14 protein-coding genes are annotated in these 13,920 nt (G+C 71.6%); 8 read left to right on the forward strand and 6 right to left on the reverse strand.

Going from position 1 to position 13,920, the window contains the following annotated elements:
* Positions 1-21: 21 nt before the first annotated feature.
* Genes V2W30_RS01765 through V2W30_RS01785 form a run of 5 tightly spaced genes read right to left on the reverse strand, consistent with a single transcriptional unit; the run spans position 22 to position 5,566 of the window.
* Entirely contained in the window at positions 22-912 is an 891-nt protein-coding gene (locus V2W30_RS01765) for a Gfo/Idh/MocA family oxidoreductase (RefSeq protein WP_338693032.1), read from the reverse strand.
* Entirely contained in the window at positions 909-2,165 is a 1,257-nt protein-coding gene (locus V2W30_RS01770) for an ROK family transcriptional regulator (protein ID WP_338693034.1), read from the reverse strand. Before V2W30_RS01770 ends, V2W30_RS01765 begins: the two co-directional genes overlap by 4 nt.
* 50 nt (positions 2,166-2,215) lie before the next feature.
* Entirely contained in the window at positions 2,216-3,082 is an 867-nt protein-coding gene (locus V2W30_RS01775) for a carbohydrate ABC transporter permease (protein WP_338703440.1), read from the reverse strand.
* Between the two features lie 14 nt (positions 3,083-3,096).
* Positions 3,097-4,122, reverse strand: coding sequence for a sugar ABC transporter permease (locus tag V2W30_RS01780; RefSeq protein ID WP_338693036.1), 1,026 nt, complete (start codon positions 4,120-4,122; stop codon positions 3,097-3,099).
* A 40-nt stretch (positions 4,123-4,162) separates the two neighbouring features.
* Entirely contained in the window at positions 4,163-5,566 is a 1,404-nt protein-coding gene (locus V2W30_RS01785) for an ABC transporter substrate-binding protein (RefSeq protein ID WP_338693038.1), read from the reverse strand.
* 130 nt (positions 5,567-5,696) lie between these two features.
* Here V2W30_RS01785 and V2W30_RS01790 point away from each other — a divergent pair, with 130 nt between their 5' ends.
* The 7 genes from V2W30_RS01790 (at position 5,697) to V2W30_RS01820 (ending at position 12,361) form a co-directional block, all read left to right on the forward strand.
* Complete coding sequence (locus tag V2W30_RS01790; RefSeq protein WP_338693040.1) at positions 5,697-6,743, forward strand: zinc-binding alcohol dehydrogenase; 1,047 nt, start codon at positions 5,697-5,699, stop codon at positions 6,741-6,743.
* Between the two features lie 14 nt (positions 6,744-6,757).
* Complete coding sequence (locus V2W30_RS01795; protein ID WP_338693042.1) at positions 6,758-7,558, forward strand: sugar phosphate isomerase/epimerase family protein; 801 nt, start codon at positions 6,758-6,760, stop codon at positions 7,556-7,558.
* Complete coding sequence (locus tag V2W30_RS01800) at positions 7,555-8,904, forward strand: MGH1-like glycoside hydrolase domain-containing protein (protein ID WP_338693044.1); 1,350 nt, start codon at positions 7,555-7,557, stop codon at positions 8,902-8,904. The genes V2W30_RS01795 and V2W30_RS01800 overlap by 4 nt, the downstream gene beginning before the upstream one ends.
* Complete coding sequence (locus V2W30_RS01805) at positions 8,901-10,808, forward strand: glycogen debranching N-terminal domain-containing protein (RefSeq protein WP_338693046.1); 1,908 nt, start codon at positions 8,901-8,903, stop codon at positions 10,806-10,808. The genes V2W30_RS01800 and V2W30_RS01805 overlap by 4 nt, the downstream gene beginning before the upstream one ends.
* A 163-nt stretch (positions 10,809-10,971) precedes the next feature.
* Entirely contained in the window at positions 10,972-11,115 is a 144-nt protein-coding gene (locus V2W30_RS01810) for a hypothetical protein (protein ID WP_338693048.1), read from the forward strand.
* Between the two features lie 139 nt (positions 11,116-11,254).
* Positions 11,255-12,079, forward strand: coding sequence for a SigB/SigF/SigG family RNA polymerase sigma factor (locus V2W30_RS01815; protein ID WP_338703441.1), 825 nt, complete (start codon positions 11,255-11,257; stop codon positions 12,077-12,079).
* 48 nt (positions 12,080-12,127) lie between these two features.
* Positions 12,128-12,361 (forward strand): DUF7489 domain-containing protein, encoded by a 234-nt coding sequence (locus V2W30_RS01820; RefSeq protein WP_338693050.1) that lies wholly within the window; start codon positions 12,128-12,130, stop codon positions 12,359-12,361.
* Here V2W30_RS01820 and V2W30_RS01825 read toward each other — a convergent pair.
* Complete coding sequence (locus V2W30_RS01825; protein ID WP_338693052.1) at positions 12,358-12,789, reverse strand: MerR family transcriptional regulator; 432 nt, start codon at positions 12,787-12,789, stop codon at positions 12,358-12,360. The genes V2W30_RS01820 and V2W30_RS01825 overlap by 4 nt on opposite strands.
* Before the next feature lie 55 nt (positions 12,790-12,844).
* Here V2W30_RS01825 and V2W30_RS01830 point away from each other — a divergent pair, with 55 nt between their 5' ends.
* The gene (locus tag V2W30_RS01830; RefSeq protein ID WP_338693053.1) at positions 12,845-13,828 is read left to right on the forward strand and encodes an SDR family NAD(P)-dependent oxidoreductase; all 984 of its coding nucleotides are present in this window, start codon (positions 12,845-12,847) and stop codon (positions 13,826-13,828) included.
* Positions 13,829-13,920 lie beyond the last annotated feature (92 nt).

Genomic DNA, 13,920 nt, shown 5'->3' on the forward strand with positions numbered 1-13,920 from the left:
CCTGACCGGCCGGTGCGGGCGTCAGCGCCGCCCGGCGCGCTCCAGGAGCCGTTGCAGGACAAGGCCGCGATGCGCGTCCAACTCGCCCGAACGGCCCGCCCGGACCGCGGTGGCGAACTCCCGCCGCAGCACCGGCCAGCACTCCTCGTGGTCGATCTCGGCCGTGTCGTAGACGAGTTCGGGTCCGGGGCCGAACAGCTCGACGCGGGTCAGGGCGCGCTCCCGGGCGACCGATCCGGACAGCGACGCCTGGCTGACGGCGCCGTTCTCGTGCTCGCAGGTCAGCTCGATCCAGCGCCGTGAGTCACCGGTCGCGCGCACGTCGACGACGGGACCGACGGCCGCGTCGAGGAGATCGAGCAGATGCGGTCCGAGGTCGTACAGGGCTCCGTGCTCCAGGCGCCACGACGTGGCGAACTCGCCGCCGAGGAACGCCCCGTGGAGGTAGCAGGAGCGCGCGCCCGTGACGTCGAGCCGACGGGCCCGCTCGATGAACTCCCGCGTCCGTGGGTGGTACCGCTTGGTCAGGACGAGCTGGGAGACCACGCCCGCCTCGTCGACGGCGTCCACCAGACGCTCGGCCGCCGCGAGGTCGAGGGCGAGCGGCTTCTCCAGCAGGAGCGCCTTGCCCGCCTTCGCGGCGAGCGGCGCCAACTCGGCCTGGACGGACGGCGGTACCGCGAAGGCGACGGCCTCGCAGTGGTCAAGGAGCTCGTCGAAGTCCGCCGCGACGCGGGCGCCGTGGGGTGCGGCGGTCTCCTGGGCGGCTTCGGTGCGGCGGGCCCAGACGGCGGTCAGGCGGGTCTCGGGGCCCGCTCCGAGCATCCGGGCATGCATCGCGCGGGCCCAGGGGCCGGCGCCGACGAGTCCGACCCGGACGGGGTCGTGGGGCCATGCGGCGGTTTCGGTCACTGGTCTTCCTGTGGTTCGGGCGGGGTGGGGGCGGCGGGCGGCGCCTCGGTGAGCACCCGCAGCCGGGCGTCGGCGCGCTGCGGCGCGTAGAGGACGTCGACGACCATGGCGGCGGCGCCGATCAGACCCGCGTGTTCGCCGAGCCGGGAGGTGACGACGTCCAGGTGTGCGGTGGTGCGCGGCATCGCCCGCTGGTACAGCAGTTCACGGACGCCGGTCATGAAGGGGATCCCGGCGAGGTCGCCGGCGAGCATGAGCACGCCGGGGTTGAGCAGCGTGACGACGGTGACGAGGACTTCGCCGACGCGGCGGCCCGCGTCCCTGGCGAGCCGGACCGCGTCGGGGTGTCCCTGGTCCAGCAGGGTCTTGACGTCGGGTGCCGAGGTGACGTCGAGGCCGAGCGCGGCGAGTTCCGCGGCGAGCGCGCGCCCGCTGGCCACGGCCGCGAGGCAGCCGTAGGAGCCGCACATGCAGAGCGCGTCGGGCCGGTCGTGCAGCCGGATGTGCCCGATGTCGCCGGCGCCGCCGTCGATGCCGCGGAAGCTCTCGCCGTTGACGACGACTCCGGCGCCGATGCCGGTGGAGGCCTTCACCAGGACGAACGCCGAGCAGTCGGGGTGGCCCGCCTGCTGTTCGGCGAGGGCCATCAGGTTGGCGTCGTTGTCCACGAAGACCGGGACGGCGTCGCTGTTCGCGTCCCGCATGCAGGCGCCCACGTGCTCGGCGTACGCCTCCTGCATCCGCAGGCGGACCGGGAACCGGTCCCAGCCGGGCATGATCGGCGGCTGGACGATCATGCCGGTCTCCCAGTCGACCGGTCCCGGCACGGACAGTCCGATGCCGCAGACCCGGGACGCCGCGATGCCCGCGGCGGCGAGCAGGTCGGGGAAGCGGCGTGCCAGTTCGTCGAGGACCCGGTCGGGTCCGTCGCCGATGTCCAGGTCACCGGTGTGTTCGGCCAGGACGGTGCCGGCGAGGTCGAGGACGGCGACGCGGGCGTACCGGGTCTCCAGGTCGACGGCGATCACCGCGGCGTGGCCGGGGTCGAAGACGATCCGGTGCGAGGGGCGGCCGCCGGTCGACGTGCCGGTGTCCTGACGCAGCCAGCCGGCCCGGTTGAGCTCGTCGAGGCGGTGGCCGACGGTCGAGCGGGACATGCCGGTGGCGCGCTGGAGGTCGGCCCGGGTGTTGGCCCGGCCGCTGCGGATCAGCTGCAACAGCCCTCCCGCGCTGGCCGGGCTCGGCGTGGTCATCGCGTCTTTCCCCCTGATCAACTGGTCGCCCTGTGGCTGTTCGGTGTCGTTCAGCTCTTGTCGGCGCCGGCGGTGAGCCCCTCGGTGAGCAGGCGTTCGGCGGCGAAGAACAGGATTACCACGGGAATCGTGAGCACCACGGATCCCGCCATGAGGACGGTCTTGGACACTTCGATGCCGTTGGCCAGTTGGGCGAGGCCCAGCGAGACCGTCCACTTGCCGGGATCGGCGGCCAGGAACAGCAGCGCGAACAGGAACTCGTTCCAGGCGATCATCAGGACGTACAGGCCGGTCGCCATCAGGGAGGGCAGGGCCAGCGGCAGGATCACCTTGCGTACGGTCTGCAATCGGCTGCAACCGTCGAGGGCGGCCGCCTCCTCGATCGAGTACGGGATCGTGACGAGGTAGTTCTTCAGCATGTAGATCGCCACGGGGACCGTCTGGGCGACGTAGACGATCGCCAGGCCGATCAGGCTGGAGGACAGCCCCATCTTCGCGAACATCACGAAGAGCGGTACGGCGAGCAATGTCGACGGGAACAGGTAGACCGCGAGGAACAGGGCGCTGATCTGTCGGCTGCCGAAGAACTTCAGGCGGCTGATCGCGTAGGCGCCGGGCACGGCGGCGAGCAGGGTCAGGGCGACGGTGCCGAGCGACACCAGGGCGGAGTTGCGCAGGAGTTGGAGGAAGCCCTGCCCGCCGTCGTCGGTGGAGCGCAGCACCTCGGTGTACGTGGCGAACGTGAACTGCTTGGCCGACACCCACAGGGAGCCGGGGTCGAGCAGCAGCGAGTCGATGGGCTTCACCGACAGGAGCAGCATGTAGTAGAAGGGCACGCAGGTGATCAGGACGAGGAACGCGATGACCACCCAGCGTGCGACGCCGAAGAACCTCTCCTCGAACTGGGCGCGTGTCATGGCCGCCTTACGGGTCACGACTCCTCCTGCATCTTGTTGCCGAAGAACTTGAAGTACAGGCCCAGCAGGACCATCAGGGCGACGGCCAGGACGAGGGCCTGGGCGGCCGCGGCGCCGACGTCGTAGCGCGAGGTGAGGAAGTCGTAGACGCGCACGGCGGCCACGTCGGTGCCGGCGCCGCCGCCGGTGAGCAGGTAGACGTCGTCGAACTTGTTGAACGTCATGATGAAGCGCAGGACGCACAGCAGGGCGATGACCGGCATCAGCTGCGGCAGCAGGATGTGCCGGAAGCGCTGGGTGGGGGTGGCGCCGTCGACCTTCGCGGCCTCTTCGAGACCGTCCGGCACCGCTTGCAGGCGGGCCAGGATGAAGAGGAAGGCGAAGGGGAAGTAGCGCCAGCACTCGAAGGCGATCACGGTGAGCAGTGCCAGGGGTATGTCGACGTGCAGGCCCAGCAGGTGGATCTCGTACTCGCGCGTCGACAGGAAGGCGATGGGGTCGTCCCAGCCGAGGAAGCGCCGGCCCCAGTCGTTGACGATGCCGTACTGAGGGCTGAGCGCGGTCTCCCACACGAACGCGACGGCCACGACGGGCGCGACGTACGGCAGGAGCATCGCGGCGCGCAGCAGGCCGCGGCCGCGGAAGGGCTGGCGCAGGGCGAGCGCGGCGATCAAGCCGAGGGCGACGGAGCCGAAGGTGGCGCCGATCGTGTAGAGCAGCGTGGTGCCGAGGCTGGACCAGAATCCGGCGGAGTCGAAGACCTGCTCGAAGTTGGCCAGGCTCCAGTGGCCGAACAGGCCCATGCCCTGGATGTCGACGAGCTTGGCGTGCTGGAAGGCGAGCAGGACCGTCCACAGGATCGGCAGCACCACGACGACGAGGACGACGACGAAGGTGGGGCTGACGAAGGCGAGGCCCGCGCGTCCCTCGCGGCGGCTCGCGGTGAGGGGACGGCGTTCGCGGCGGGCGCCGCGGGCGGGTGCCGGCGGCGTGTCCGGGGCGCCGGGGCGCTGGTCCGCGCTGGTGGTGGGGGTTGTCATGAGGCGGCTTTCGTGAGTACGACGGTGTACGACGGGCCTGCTACTGCAGGGACTTCTTCAGGGCGGCGACCTCTTCCTGCGCCTCGCGGGCGGCTTCGGAGGGGGAGGTCTGGCCGCTGGTCATGGCGCCGATGGCCTTGGGGACGGGCAGTTCGCCGTTGGTGGCGCCGACGAGTGCGCCCTCGCCCTGCTGGATGCCCCAGCGGCGGATGTCGCCGACGCCGTGGGCCAGTTGGTCGAGGAGCGCCGACGGGTAGACCTCGTCGAGCGGCTTGCGGTCGTCGACGCCGAGCTTGCTGTGGCGCCAGGCGGCCACGTACTTGTCGGGGTCCTGGGCGGTGCCCTGGCGGACCGGGATCTTGCCTTCGGGTGCCATGCCGAACCAGGACTCGTAGCCGCTGCCCATCATGTACTCGATGAACGCGCGGGATGCGGCCGTCTCGGCGGTCTTGGTGGTCACCCAGGAGGTGACCTCGCCGAACTGGGCGGCCCGGTCGGACTCCGCGCCCTTGAGTGCGGTGACGATCCCGGTGTGGTCGGAGAGGAACCGCCGGTCGCCGCCGCACTGCTTGCAGCTGGGCAGCGCGTCCTTGCGCAGGCCCGCCAGCTCGTCGAGGAGGAACGAGGACCAGATCATCATCGAGGACCGGCCCGCGAAGTAGGTGGCGCGGGTCGAGTCGACGGTCTGCGTGCCGGGCGCCCCGTAGGTGCGGGCGAGTTTGTCGTACGTGTCGAAGGCGGTGGCGCAGCGCGGTGAGTCGAGGGCGACGTCGTGCCGGGCGTTCACCATCTGGCAGTCGTTGGCCAGGGCGAGGCTCTCGAAGCTCTGCGAGGTGAACACGTCGGAGGGGTCCGTCGCGGCCGACATGCCGTCGTGGCCCCGGGTGGTGAGCTTCTTCGCCGCCTTCAGGAGCTTGCCGTAGGTGTCCGGGGTCGACAGGCCCGCCTTGGCGAACTCGTCCTTGCGGTAGACAAGGAGCTGGAGCCAGGCGTCGGAGGGGACGCCGAGGTTCACCCCGTGATCGGTGGTCAGGTCCAGGGCGTTCTTCTCGAACGTCCCGGTCCCCAACTCATCGACGATCTGCCGGGGTATGTCCGTGTTGAGCAGGCCGCTGGTGTACATCTGCCAGGTCTGGCCGAGCGGGGCGGCTCCGATGACGTCCGGGAGATGTCCCGACGCGGCCGCGGACATGATGAGTTGGGGCATCTGTCCCTCGTCGACGCCGACGAGGTGGACCTTGATGCCCGTCTTCCGCTCGAAGCCGTCGACGATCTTCTGCGTCGCGGCGACGCGGTCCGGGAGGTTCTCCTGTGACCACACGGTGATCTCGTGGTCCGGTGTGCCCGGCCCGGTGCTGCTCGAGCACCCGGTGAGCAGCCCTATGCCCAGAGCTGCCGTGACGCCGGCCGCGGTCGTCTTCGACCAGCGGGTCCTGGTGCGCATTACCTGTCCTCATCGCCGACTTACGTCTATCCGGTACGCATCTCAGCACTACTTTTGCCTGTTGACAAGACATAAGTTGAGGATATTGTCGACTCAACCAACACCCGCACCACCCATTTCGGAGTCGTCCGTGGAACGCGTCGTTCAATTCACAGGTCCGCGCCAGGTGGAGGTGACCGAGCACGAGAGCACCGAGCTGCCGGCCGGTCATCTGCGCGTCCGCACCCGCTACTCGGGCATCTCGGCGGGTACCGAACTCACGGCGTACCGCGGGACGAACCCCTATCTGACGCGTACGTGGGACGCAGAGTCGCGGCTGTTCCGCGACGGTGAGGCCGGCATCAGCTACCCCGTCGTCGGCTGGGGTTACTCCGAAGTCGGCGAAGTCACCGAGGTCTCACCGGAGTTGGCCGGAACGCCGGGCCTGCCCGTCGTCGGCGACATGGTCTGGGGCATCTGGGGCCACCGCAGCGAAGGCATCGTCCCGGCCGAGCGCATGATCGGCCACACCCTGCCCGCCGGACTCGACCCGCTGGCCGGCGCCTTCGCCCGGGTCGGCGCCATCGCGTACAACGCGATCCTCTGCGCGCACATCAACCTCGGCGAGGACGTAGCGGTGTTCGGCCAGGGCGTCATCGGTCTCATCGCCACCCGCCTCGCCCAGCTCAGCGGCGCCCGCGTCACCGCCGTCGACGCGATGGACGTACGCCTCGAGACGGCCAAGCAGTACGGCGCGCACACCACGCTCAACGCCCGCTCCGGCGACGTGGCCGACCGGGTCCGGGAGGCCACCACGGGCCGCGGCGCGGATCTCGCCATCGAGATCTCCGGCGCCTACCCCGCGCTGCACGAGGCGGTGCGCTCGGTGGCCGTCGGCGGTCGCGTCGTGGCCTCCGGCTTCTACCAGGGTGACGGCATCGGCCTGCGCCTGGGCGACGAGTTCCACCACAACCGGGTGGAGATCGTCTGCTCCCAGATCGGCGGCGTACCCGCCGCGCTGTCCGGCCGCTGGTCGGTCGAGCGCCTCCAGCAGACCTTCCTGCGCCTGGTCGCCGAGGGCCAGATCGACGTCACGGGCCTGGTCAGCCATGTCATCCCGGTGGCCGACGCCGCCGACGCCTACGTGCTGCTCGACGAGCGCCCCGCCGACGCCCTCCAGGTCGTCCTGGAATTCTGAGAGGTACCGACACCATGCTGAAGATCGCTGCCCAGGAACAGCTGCTGCCGGGCGAGACCCTCCAGGAGAAGTGGGACTTCGCGCAGTCCGCCGGATACGCGGCCATCGAGCTGCGGGCCAAGGGCGACCTCCACTTCGCCTCCCGGCTCCCGGAGTTGCGGCAGGCCCGCAAGGACGGCGTCGTCATGCCGACCGTCTGCGTCGAGATGCTGCACTTCTTCGGCGCCTTCGACGACACCCTGCGCCGCGACGCCATCGAGCAGATGAAGTCGCAGCTCAGCGTCATCGCCGAACTCGGTGGACGCGGCGCCCAGACCCCGGCCTCGTACGGGATGTTCTCGCGCAGGCTGCCCCCGTTCGAGCCGCCGCGCTCCGAGGAGCAGGATCGCGAGGTCCTGCTCTCCGGACTCACGGAGCTCGGTGAGCACGCCGCCCGCGAGGGCGTCACGCTCTACCTGGAGCCGCTCAACCGGTACGAGGACCACATGGTCAACCGCCTGGAGCAGGCGGCCGATCTGCTGAAGGAGGTCGGTCTCGACTCCGTCAAGATCGGCATCGACAGCTACCACATGAACATCGAGGAGACCGACCCGGCCGCCGCCGTCGTCGCCCACGCCGCCTACATCGGCCACGCCCAGGTGTCGGACTCCAACCGGTTCCAGCCGGGCGCGGGCCACCTCGACTGGCCGGCCTGGCTCGGCGCCCTGCACACCATCGGCTACGACGGGTACCTCGCGGCCGAGTGCCGGCTGACCGGCGACCCGATCGAGGCGGTCCGCTCCGTACCGGCGTTCCTCAAGGGGTCCGGCGCGTGACGGCACTGCTCGAACACCCCGCCCGCACCGCCGCCGCGGACCTGACCCTGCGGCGCGGTGCGGCGCGCGTTCTCCTCGACAACTGGACGGGCACCAGCACCGTGCCCTCGCGCACGCTGTACCCGCACCAGTGGAGCTGGGACTCCGCGTTCATCGCGATCGGCCTGCGGCACCTGTCCGCACGCCGTGCCCAGCGGGAGCTGGAGTCGCTGTTCGCCGCCCAGTGGGGCGACGGGCGCGTCCCGCACATCGTCTTCAACTCCTCGGTGCCCGACGGCGCCTACTTCCCGAGCCCCGACTTCTGGCGGACGTCGACGGCGGGCCGCGAGGCCGGAGCGCCCCGGGCGCGCGAGACGTCCGGGATCGTCCAGCCGCCGGTGCACGCGCTCGCCGCCTGGCTCACCCACCGGGCGAACCCTCGCGAGTCACGGCGTCGCGGCTTCCTGCCGCGGCTCTACCCGAAACTCGTGGCCTGGCACGACTATCTGCTGACCGCCCGCGACCTGGGCGGCGGCGGTCTCACGGCGGTCGTCCACCCGTGGGAGCCCGGCATGGACAACAGCCCGTGCTGGGACGCCTCGCTGGCCCGCGTCACCCCGGCCGACCCGGCCGGATTCCGGCGTGCCGACCTCGACCACGGGCACCCCGCCGACCGCCCCACCGACCTCGACTACGGCCGGTACGTGCGGCTGGCCGTCGACTACCGCGACGCGGGCTACGACGACCGGGCGGCGCGGCATCCCTTCGCGCTCGAAGACCCGTGCGTCAACGCCCTGCTGGCCGCGGGCGAGCGGGCACTCGCCGAGATCGCCGCGTACCTGGGCGAGGACGCGACGGTGCACGCCGCACGGGCCGACCGGATCACCGAGGCCCTCGTGGCACGGCTGTGGGACGACGAGGCGGGTGTGTTCCTGGCCCGCGACCTGGTCGGCGACACGCTCGTCGGCGAGCGCAGCGTGGCCGGACTCGTACCGCTGCTCGTCCCCGGCCTGCCCGACGCGATCGTGGACCGGCTCGTCGCGACGCTCGACAGCCCCGCCTTCCGGACCGACCGCACGGCGCTGGTGCCCAGTTACGACCTGACGGGACCGGCCTTCGACCGCACGCGGTACTGGCGCGGCCCGGCCTGGTTCAACACCGCCTGGCTGATCGAGCGCGGACTGCGCGCCCACGGCCGGCACCGCCACGCCAACCGGATCCGTACGGCGATCCTGGAGACGGCCGGAGCCTCCGGGTTCGCCGAGTACGTCGACCCGACGACGGGTGAGGGGCGTGGCGCCCGCGCGTTCTCCTGGACGGCCGCGCTCACCCTCGATCTGCTCTCCTCCGGGGAGGACCACCGATGAGCGGCACCGCCCCACGCGCCCAACTGGTGCGCGATGCCACCTTCGTGCACCTCGACCTCGACGGCGGCATCACCGGCTCGCGCGGCACGTCCCCCGACGGACTGTTCGTCCGGGACGGCCGCCACCTGAGTCACTGGCGGCTCACCGTCGACGGTGGCGCGCCCACCGCGCTCTCGCCGCTCGCACCGACCACGGACGGTGCCGGGGAGTGCGTCCTCACTCCGCGGGGCACCCGCGACGCGCCGCCCGCGTACACCGTCTTCCGCCGTCAGGCGGTCGCGGCGGGCGAGTTCACCGACGTACTCGACCTGGTGAGCAACAGCCCCGATCCGGTCGTCGCCGAGGTCGTCGTCGCCGTCGACGCCGACTTCGCCGACACCTTCGAACTGCGCGCCGACGACCGCCACTACCCCAAGCCGGACGCGGTGCGCCGTGCGCGCCGCACGGCCGAGGGCGTGGAGTTCGACTACCGCCGGGCCGACTGGCACGCACGCACCACGGTGACCGCCGAGCCCGCGCCCGACGCCGTGCACGCCGAGGAGGACGGCCCGCACCGGCTCGTGTGGCGGGTGGCCCTCGCCCCGCACGGCCGGGCCGAGCTCCGGCTGCGTGTCGTCGCGCACCCGCACGGCGGCCCGCAGCGCGCCGCGGCCGGGGCGGACGAGCCCGTACGCGCACCCGCACTCGGCGACGACGATCTGGGGCGGGCCTGCGCCCGGGGCCTCGCCGATCTGGACCTGCTGACGATCCCGGCCACCGGGGTCGACGGCGAGACCGTCGCGGTCCCCGCGGCGGGCGTGCCCTGGTTCCTTACCCTGTTCGGCCGCGACTCGCTGCTGACCTCGTACTTCATGCTGCCCTACCGGCCCGCTCTGGCGGCCGGCACGCTCAGCGCGCTCGCCGCCGTCCAGGGGCGGGAGTACGACGCCGTGCGCGGCGAGCAGCCCGGCCGCATCGTGCACGAGACCCGGCGCGGGGAACTCGCCCACTTCGGGCAGATTCCGTACGGCCGCTACTACGGGACGATCGACGCCACCCCGCTGTTCCTGGTGCTGCTGCACGCCCATTACGAGACGACCGAGGACCCGGCCCTCGCCGCCCGCCTGGAGCAGCACGCCCGGTCCGCGGTCGACTGGATGCGCGGGGACGGCGGCCTGACCGAGCACGGGTACCTGGTGTACAGCCCGGACCCGGGCGGCCTGATCAACCAGAACTGGAAGGACTCCGACGGAGCCGTCTGCGACAAGGCCGGCACCCAGGCACGCGGCCCCATCGCCGTGTCCGAGGCCCAGGGCTACGCCTACGACGCCCTGCGCCGCACGGCCCGGCTGGCCGACGAGGTGTGGCAGGACCCCGCCTACGCGCAGGAGTTGGATCGTCTGGCGGACGCACTGCGCGCCCGGTTCGCCCGGGACTTCTGGCTGCCGGAGGACGACTTCCCGGCGCTGGCGCTCGACGGCCACGGCAACCGGGCGGACGCGCTGGCCTCCGACGCCGGACATCTGCTGTGGTCCGGCATCCTCGACGACGACCGGGCGCGGCGCGTGGGACGCAGGCTGCTGGAGGCGGACTTCTTCTCCGGCTGGGCGATCCGCACCCTCGCCGCGGACCAGCGGCCCTACCACCCGCTGTCGTACCACCGGGGCAGCGCCTGGCCGCACGACAACGCCGTCATCGCGCTCGGCCTGGCCCGCTACGGACTCGTGGACGAACTGCGCCGGGTGGCGACCGGGTTGCTCGACGCGGCGGCCCACCACGGCCACCGGCTGCCCGAGGTCCTCGGCGGCTACGCGCGCGCCGCCTCGTCCACGCCGGTCCCCTATCCCCACTCGTGCTCCCCGCAGGCATGGGCGGCCGCGACGCCGTGGGCGCTGCGCACCGCCCTGGAGTCGGTGGGCGGTTGAGACCGTGGGGTGGCGTCCGCACCTGACCCGGACGCCACCCCGCCGGGGTCCCGTGCCCGCCGTGCCGGAAAACCGGCGGGCACGGCGTACGTCCGTGCTCCAGGGGTAGTCGTAGCGCTACAGACGGACAACGTGCCCGACACAGCGCCCCCTTGGAGGTCTCATGCCGGGAATCCTGAACCGGATCAAGCAGTACAGCCGTACCCCGCAGGGTCGGCGGACCATCGCGTCGGCTCGGCGGGCGGCCGCCGACCCCCGCAAGCGCGCGCAGGCCCGCTCCTGGCTCGGCCGGCTGCGGCGCCGCTGAACGCCCCTCAAGATCTTTTTTTGAATTCGTTTGAGTAGGGTCGCGGTTCCTGGGTACGCGGAGTCACGCACCCGCACAAGCACGTCAACAGACAGGGAAGGTCGGGCGAATGACCGCGCTGACGGAAACCGGACCCCTCATGCACGCCACGGCGGAAGAACTGCTCGAAGCCGGATGCGCGCAAGAGGTCGCGCCCCGTGACGCCCGCACCCTGTCACGCCGCTTCTTCGACCGCCTGGCGAACCTCGAAGAGGGCACGCACGAGTACCAGTACGTGCGCAACACCCTCATCGAGATGAACCTCTCCCTCGTGCGGTACGCGGCGGGCCGGTTCCGTCATCGCGGTGCCGAGGAGATGGAGGACATCGTCCAGGTCGGCACGATCGGCCTGATCAAGGCGATCGACCGGTTCGAGCTGACGCGCGAGGTCGAGTTCGCCACGTTCGCCGTGCCGTACATCACCGGCGAGATCAAGCGGTTCTTCCGGGACACGTCGTGGGCCGTGCACGTTCCGCGCCGCCTCCAGGAGGCCCGCGTCGAACTGGCCAAGGCCAACGAGGAGCTCGCCACGCGGCTCGGCCGCACGCCGAGCACCGCCGAACTGGCCGAGCTGATGCAGTTGCCCGAGTCGGAGGTCGTCGAGGCCCAGAAGGCGTCCAACGGCTACCACGCCGCCTCGATCGACGCCACGATCGGCGCCGGGAACGACGAGAGCGACACCCTGCTCGCCGACTTCATCGGTGAGGAGGACCAGCGCATGGAGCTCGTGGAGGACTTCCAGTCCCTCGCGCCGCTGCTGGCCGAACTCGACGAGCGGGAGCGGGACATCATCCGGCTCCGGTTCGCCGAGGAGCTCACGCAGGCGGAGATCGGCGAGCGTCTCGGCATCTCGCAGATGCACGTCTCCCGGCTGCTGAGCCGGCTCCTGCTGCGCCTGCGCACGGGCCTGCTCGCCACCGACTGACACGCGCGGTGCCCGGCCCACGCCGGGCACCGCCGTTACGGTGGAAGCATGTTCAGCTCACGCAAGGTTCACAAGGACGACGTGTGGGACGGCGTCGTCGTCGACAAGACGCGCAGGGCGCCGGACGGCTCGAACCTGTACCACTACGTCGAGCTCCGGCTGACCGACGGCTCCCGCAAGAAGATCCGCGTCGAGAAGGAACTGTGGGAGAACCTCGACGCGGGTGACCGCCTCGTGAAGGAGGCGGGCGTCACGGCTCCCACGAAGGCGCCCCCGGGCTAGTCGGCGGCGGCCGTCGGGTCCCACAGCCCGGTGGCCGTACCGCGGGCCACGTGCTCGGCGTAGACGCCGACCTTCAGGGCGATGACGGAGCGGCACTCCTCCAGGGCGCGGATCTGGTCCTCGACGCGGCGCTGGTGGGCGTCGAGGAGTCGCAGCCGCTCCGGCTCGTTGCCCGGGCCCCGCCGGACCAGTTCGGCGAACCGCTTCAGTTCGGCGAGGGGCATTCCCGATTCCCGCAGCCGGACGCAGATCCCCAACCAGCCGACATCGGTGGGGCTGTAGCGGCGCCGGCCGCCCGCCGTGCGGTGCACCGGGCCGACCAGCAGGCCCTCACGCTCGTAGAAACGCAGGGCGTGCACGCTCAGGCCGGTGCGGTCGGCCACCTCGCCGATGCCGAGCGATTCGGTGGAGGTCTCGGTCGTCGCCATGCGGGCCACTCTAGGGCTTGATCTAGACCTCCCTCTAGCTCGTAGCGTCCTCGGCATGAGCACACAGACCGCTACCGCACAGCACCCGATCGACTCCCCCTTCTCCGCGGCTTCCACCGCCGACGAGGTCATGGCCGGGGTCGACCTCTCCGGCCGGACCGCCGTCGTCACCGGCGGCTACTCCGGGCTCGGCCTGGAGACCGTACGGGCCCTCGCGGCCGCCGGGGCCCGGGTCATCGTCCCCGCGCGCCGCCCCGAGTCCGCCCGGGAGGCGCTCGCCGGACTCCCCGGCGCCTCCTGCGAGATCGTCCCCATGGACCTCACCGACCTCGCCGACGTCCGCTCCGCCGCCGCGCGCATCCGGGAGGCGACCGACCGGATCGACTTCCTCATGGCCGTGGCCGGGGTGATGGCCACCTCGGAGCGGCGCGTCGGGCCCGGCTGGGAGTACCAGCTTGCCGCCAATCACCTGGGGCACTTCGCCTTGGTGTCCGAGCTGTACCCCTTGCTGCGCGCCGCGCACGGCGCACGCGTCGTCGTCTACAGCTCCGCCGGTCACGCGATCACCGACTTCCGCTGGCACGACCCGCACTTCCGTACCGGCTACGACCGCTGGGAGGCGTACGGCCAGGCGAAGACCGCCAACGTCCTGTTCGCCGTCCACCTCGACGCCATCGGCCGCGACGACGGCGTCCGGGCCTTCGCCCTCCACCCGGGCAGCATCATCACCGGCCTCCAACGGGAACTGACCCAGCCGGAGCTGATCGATCTGGGCTGGGTGGACGAGCGGGGCACCGTGATCGGCGCGGGCTTCAAGACCCCGTCGCAGGGCGCCGCCACCGGTCTGTGGGCGGCGACGTCCCCGCTCCTCGCCGACCGCGGGGGCCTCTACCTGGAGGACTGCGAGGTGGCGCGGGTCACGTACGACGACCGGCCCATGGACGAGGGCCGGGTCCGCGGCTACGCCGTCGATCCGGCCTCGGCCGCACGCCTGTGGGAGCTGTCCGTCGCGGCGACCGGGGCCGGGCCGATCGGCTAGGCCGTGTTTGATGGATCTTTCCCGGCTCCTGATAGATCGGTGAGTCGTGTGCTCCGGGGTTGCGGCAGGGTGCCCGCCGCGTCGTCTGAAGG

The sequence above is a fragment of the Streptomyces sp. Q6 genome, assembly GCF_036967205.1.
GTDB classification, from domain to species: Bacteria; Actinomycetota; Actinomycetes; order Streptomycetales; family Streptomycetaceae; genus Streptomyces; species Streptomyces citrinus.

Bases quoted from the DNA above. Each gene is read 5' to 3' on its own strand.
- V2W30_RS01770 (WP_338693034.1), bottom strand. From the start codon at position 2,165: ATGACCACGCCGAGCCCGGCCAGCGCGGGAGGGCTGTTGCAGCTGATC.
- V2W30_RS01775 (WP_338703440.1), bottom strand. From the start codon at position 3,082: ATGACACGCGCCCAGTTCGAGGAGAGGTTCTTCGGCGTCGCACGCTGG.
- V2W30_RS01780 (WP_338693036.1), bottom strand. From the start codon at position 4,122: ATGACAACCCCCACCACCAGCGCGGACCAGCGCCCCGGCGCCCCGGAC.
- V2W30_RS01785 (WP_338693038.1), bottom strand. From the start codon at position 5,566: ATGCGCACCAGGACCCGCTGGTCGAAGACGACCGCGGCCGGCGTCACG.
- V2W30_RS01795 (WP_338693042.1), top strand. From the start codon at position 6,758: ATGCTGAAGATCGCTGCCCAGGAACAGCTGCTGCCGGGCGAGACCCTC.
- V2W30_RS01805 (WP_338693046.1), top strand. From the start codon at position 8,901: ATGAGCGGCACCGCCCCACGCGCCCAACTGGTGCGCGATGCCACCTTC.
- V2W30_RS01810 (WP_338693048.1), top strand. From the start codon at position 10,972: ATGCCGGGAATCCTGAACCGGATCAAGCAGTACAGCCGTACCCCGCAG.
- V2W30_RS01815 (WP_338703441.1), top strand. From the start codon at position 11,255: ATGCACGCCACGGCGGAAGAACTGCTCGAAGCCGGATGCGCGCAAGAG.
- V2W30_RS01820 (WP_338693050.1), top strand. From the start codon at position 12,128: ATGTTCAGCTCACGCAAGGTTCACAAGGACGACGTGTGGGACGGCGTC.
- V2W30_RS01825 (WP_338693052.1), bottom strand. From the start codon at position 12,789: ATGGCGACGACCGAGACCTCCACCGAATCGCTCGGCATCGGCGAGGTG.
- V2W30_RS01830 (WP_338693053.1), top strand. From the start codon at position 12,845: ATGAGCACACAGACCGCTACCGCACAGCACCCGATCGACTCCCCCTTC.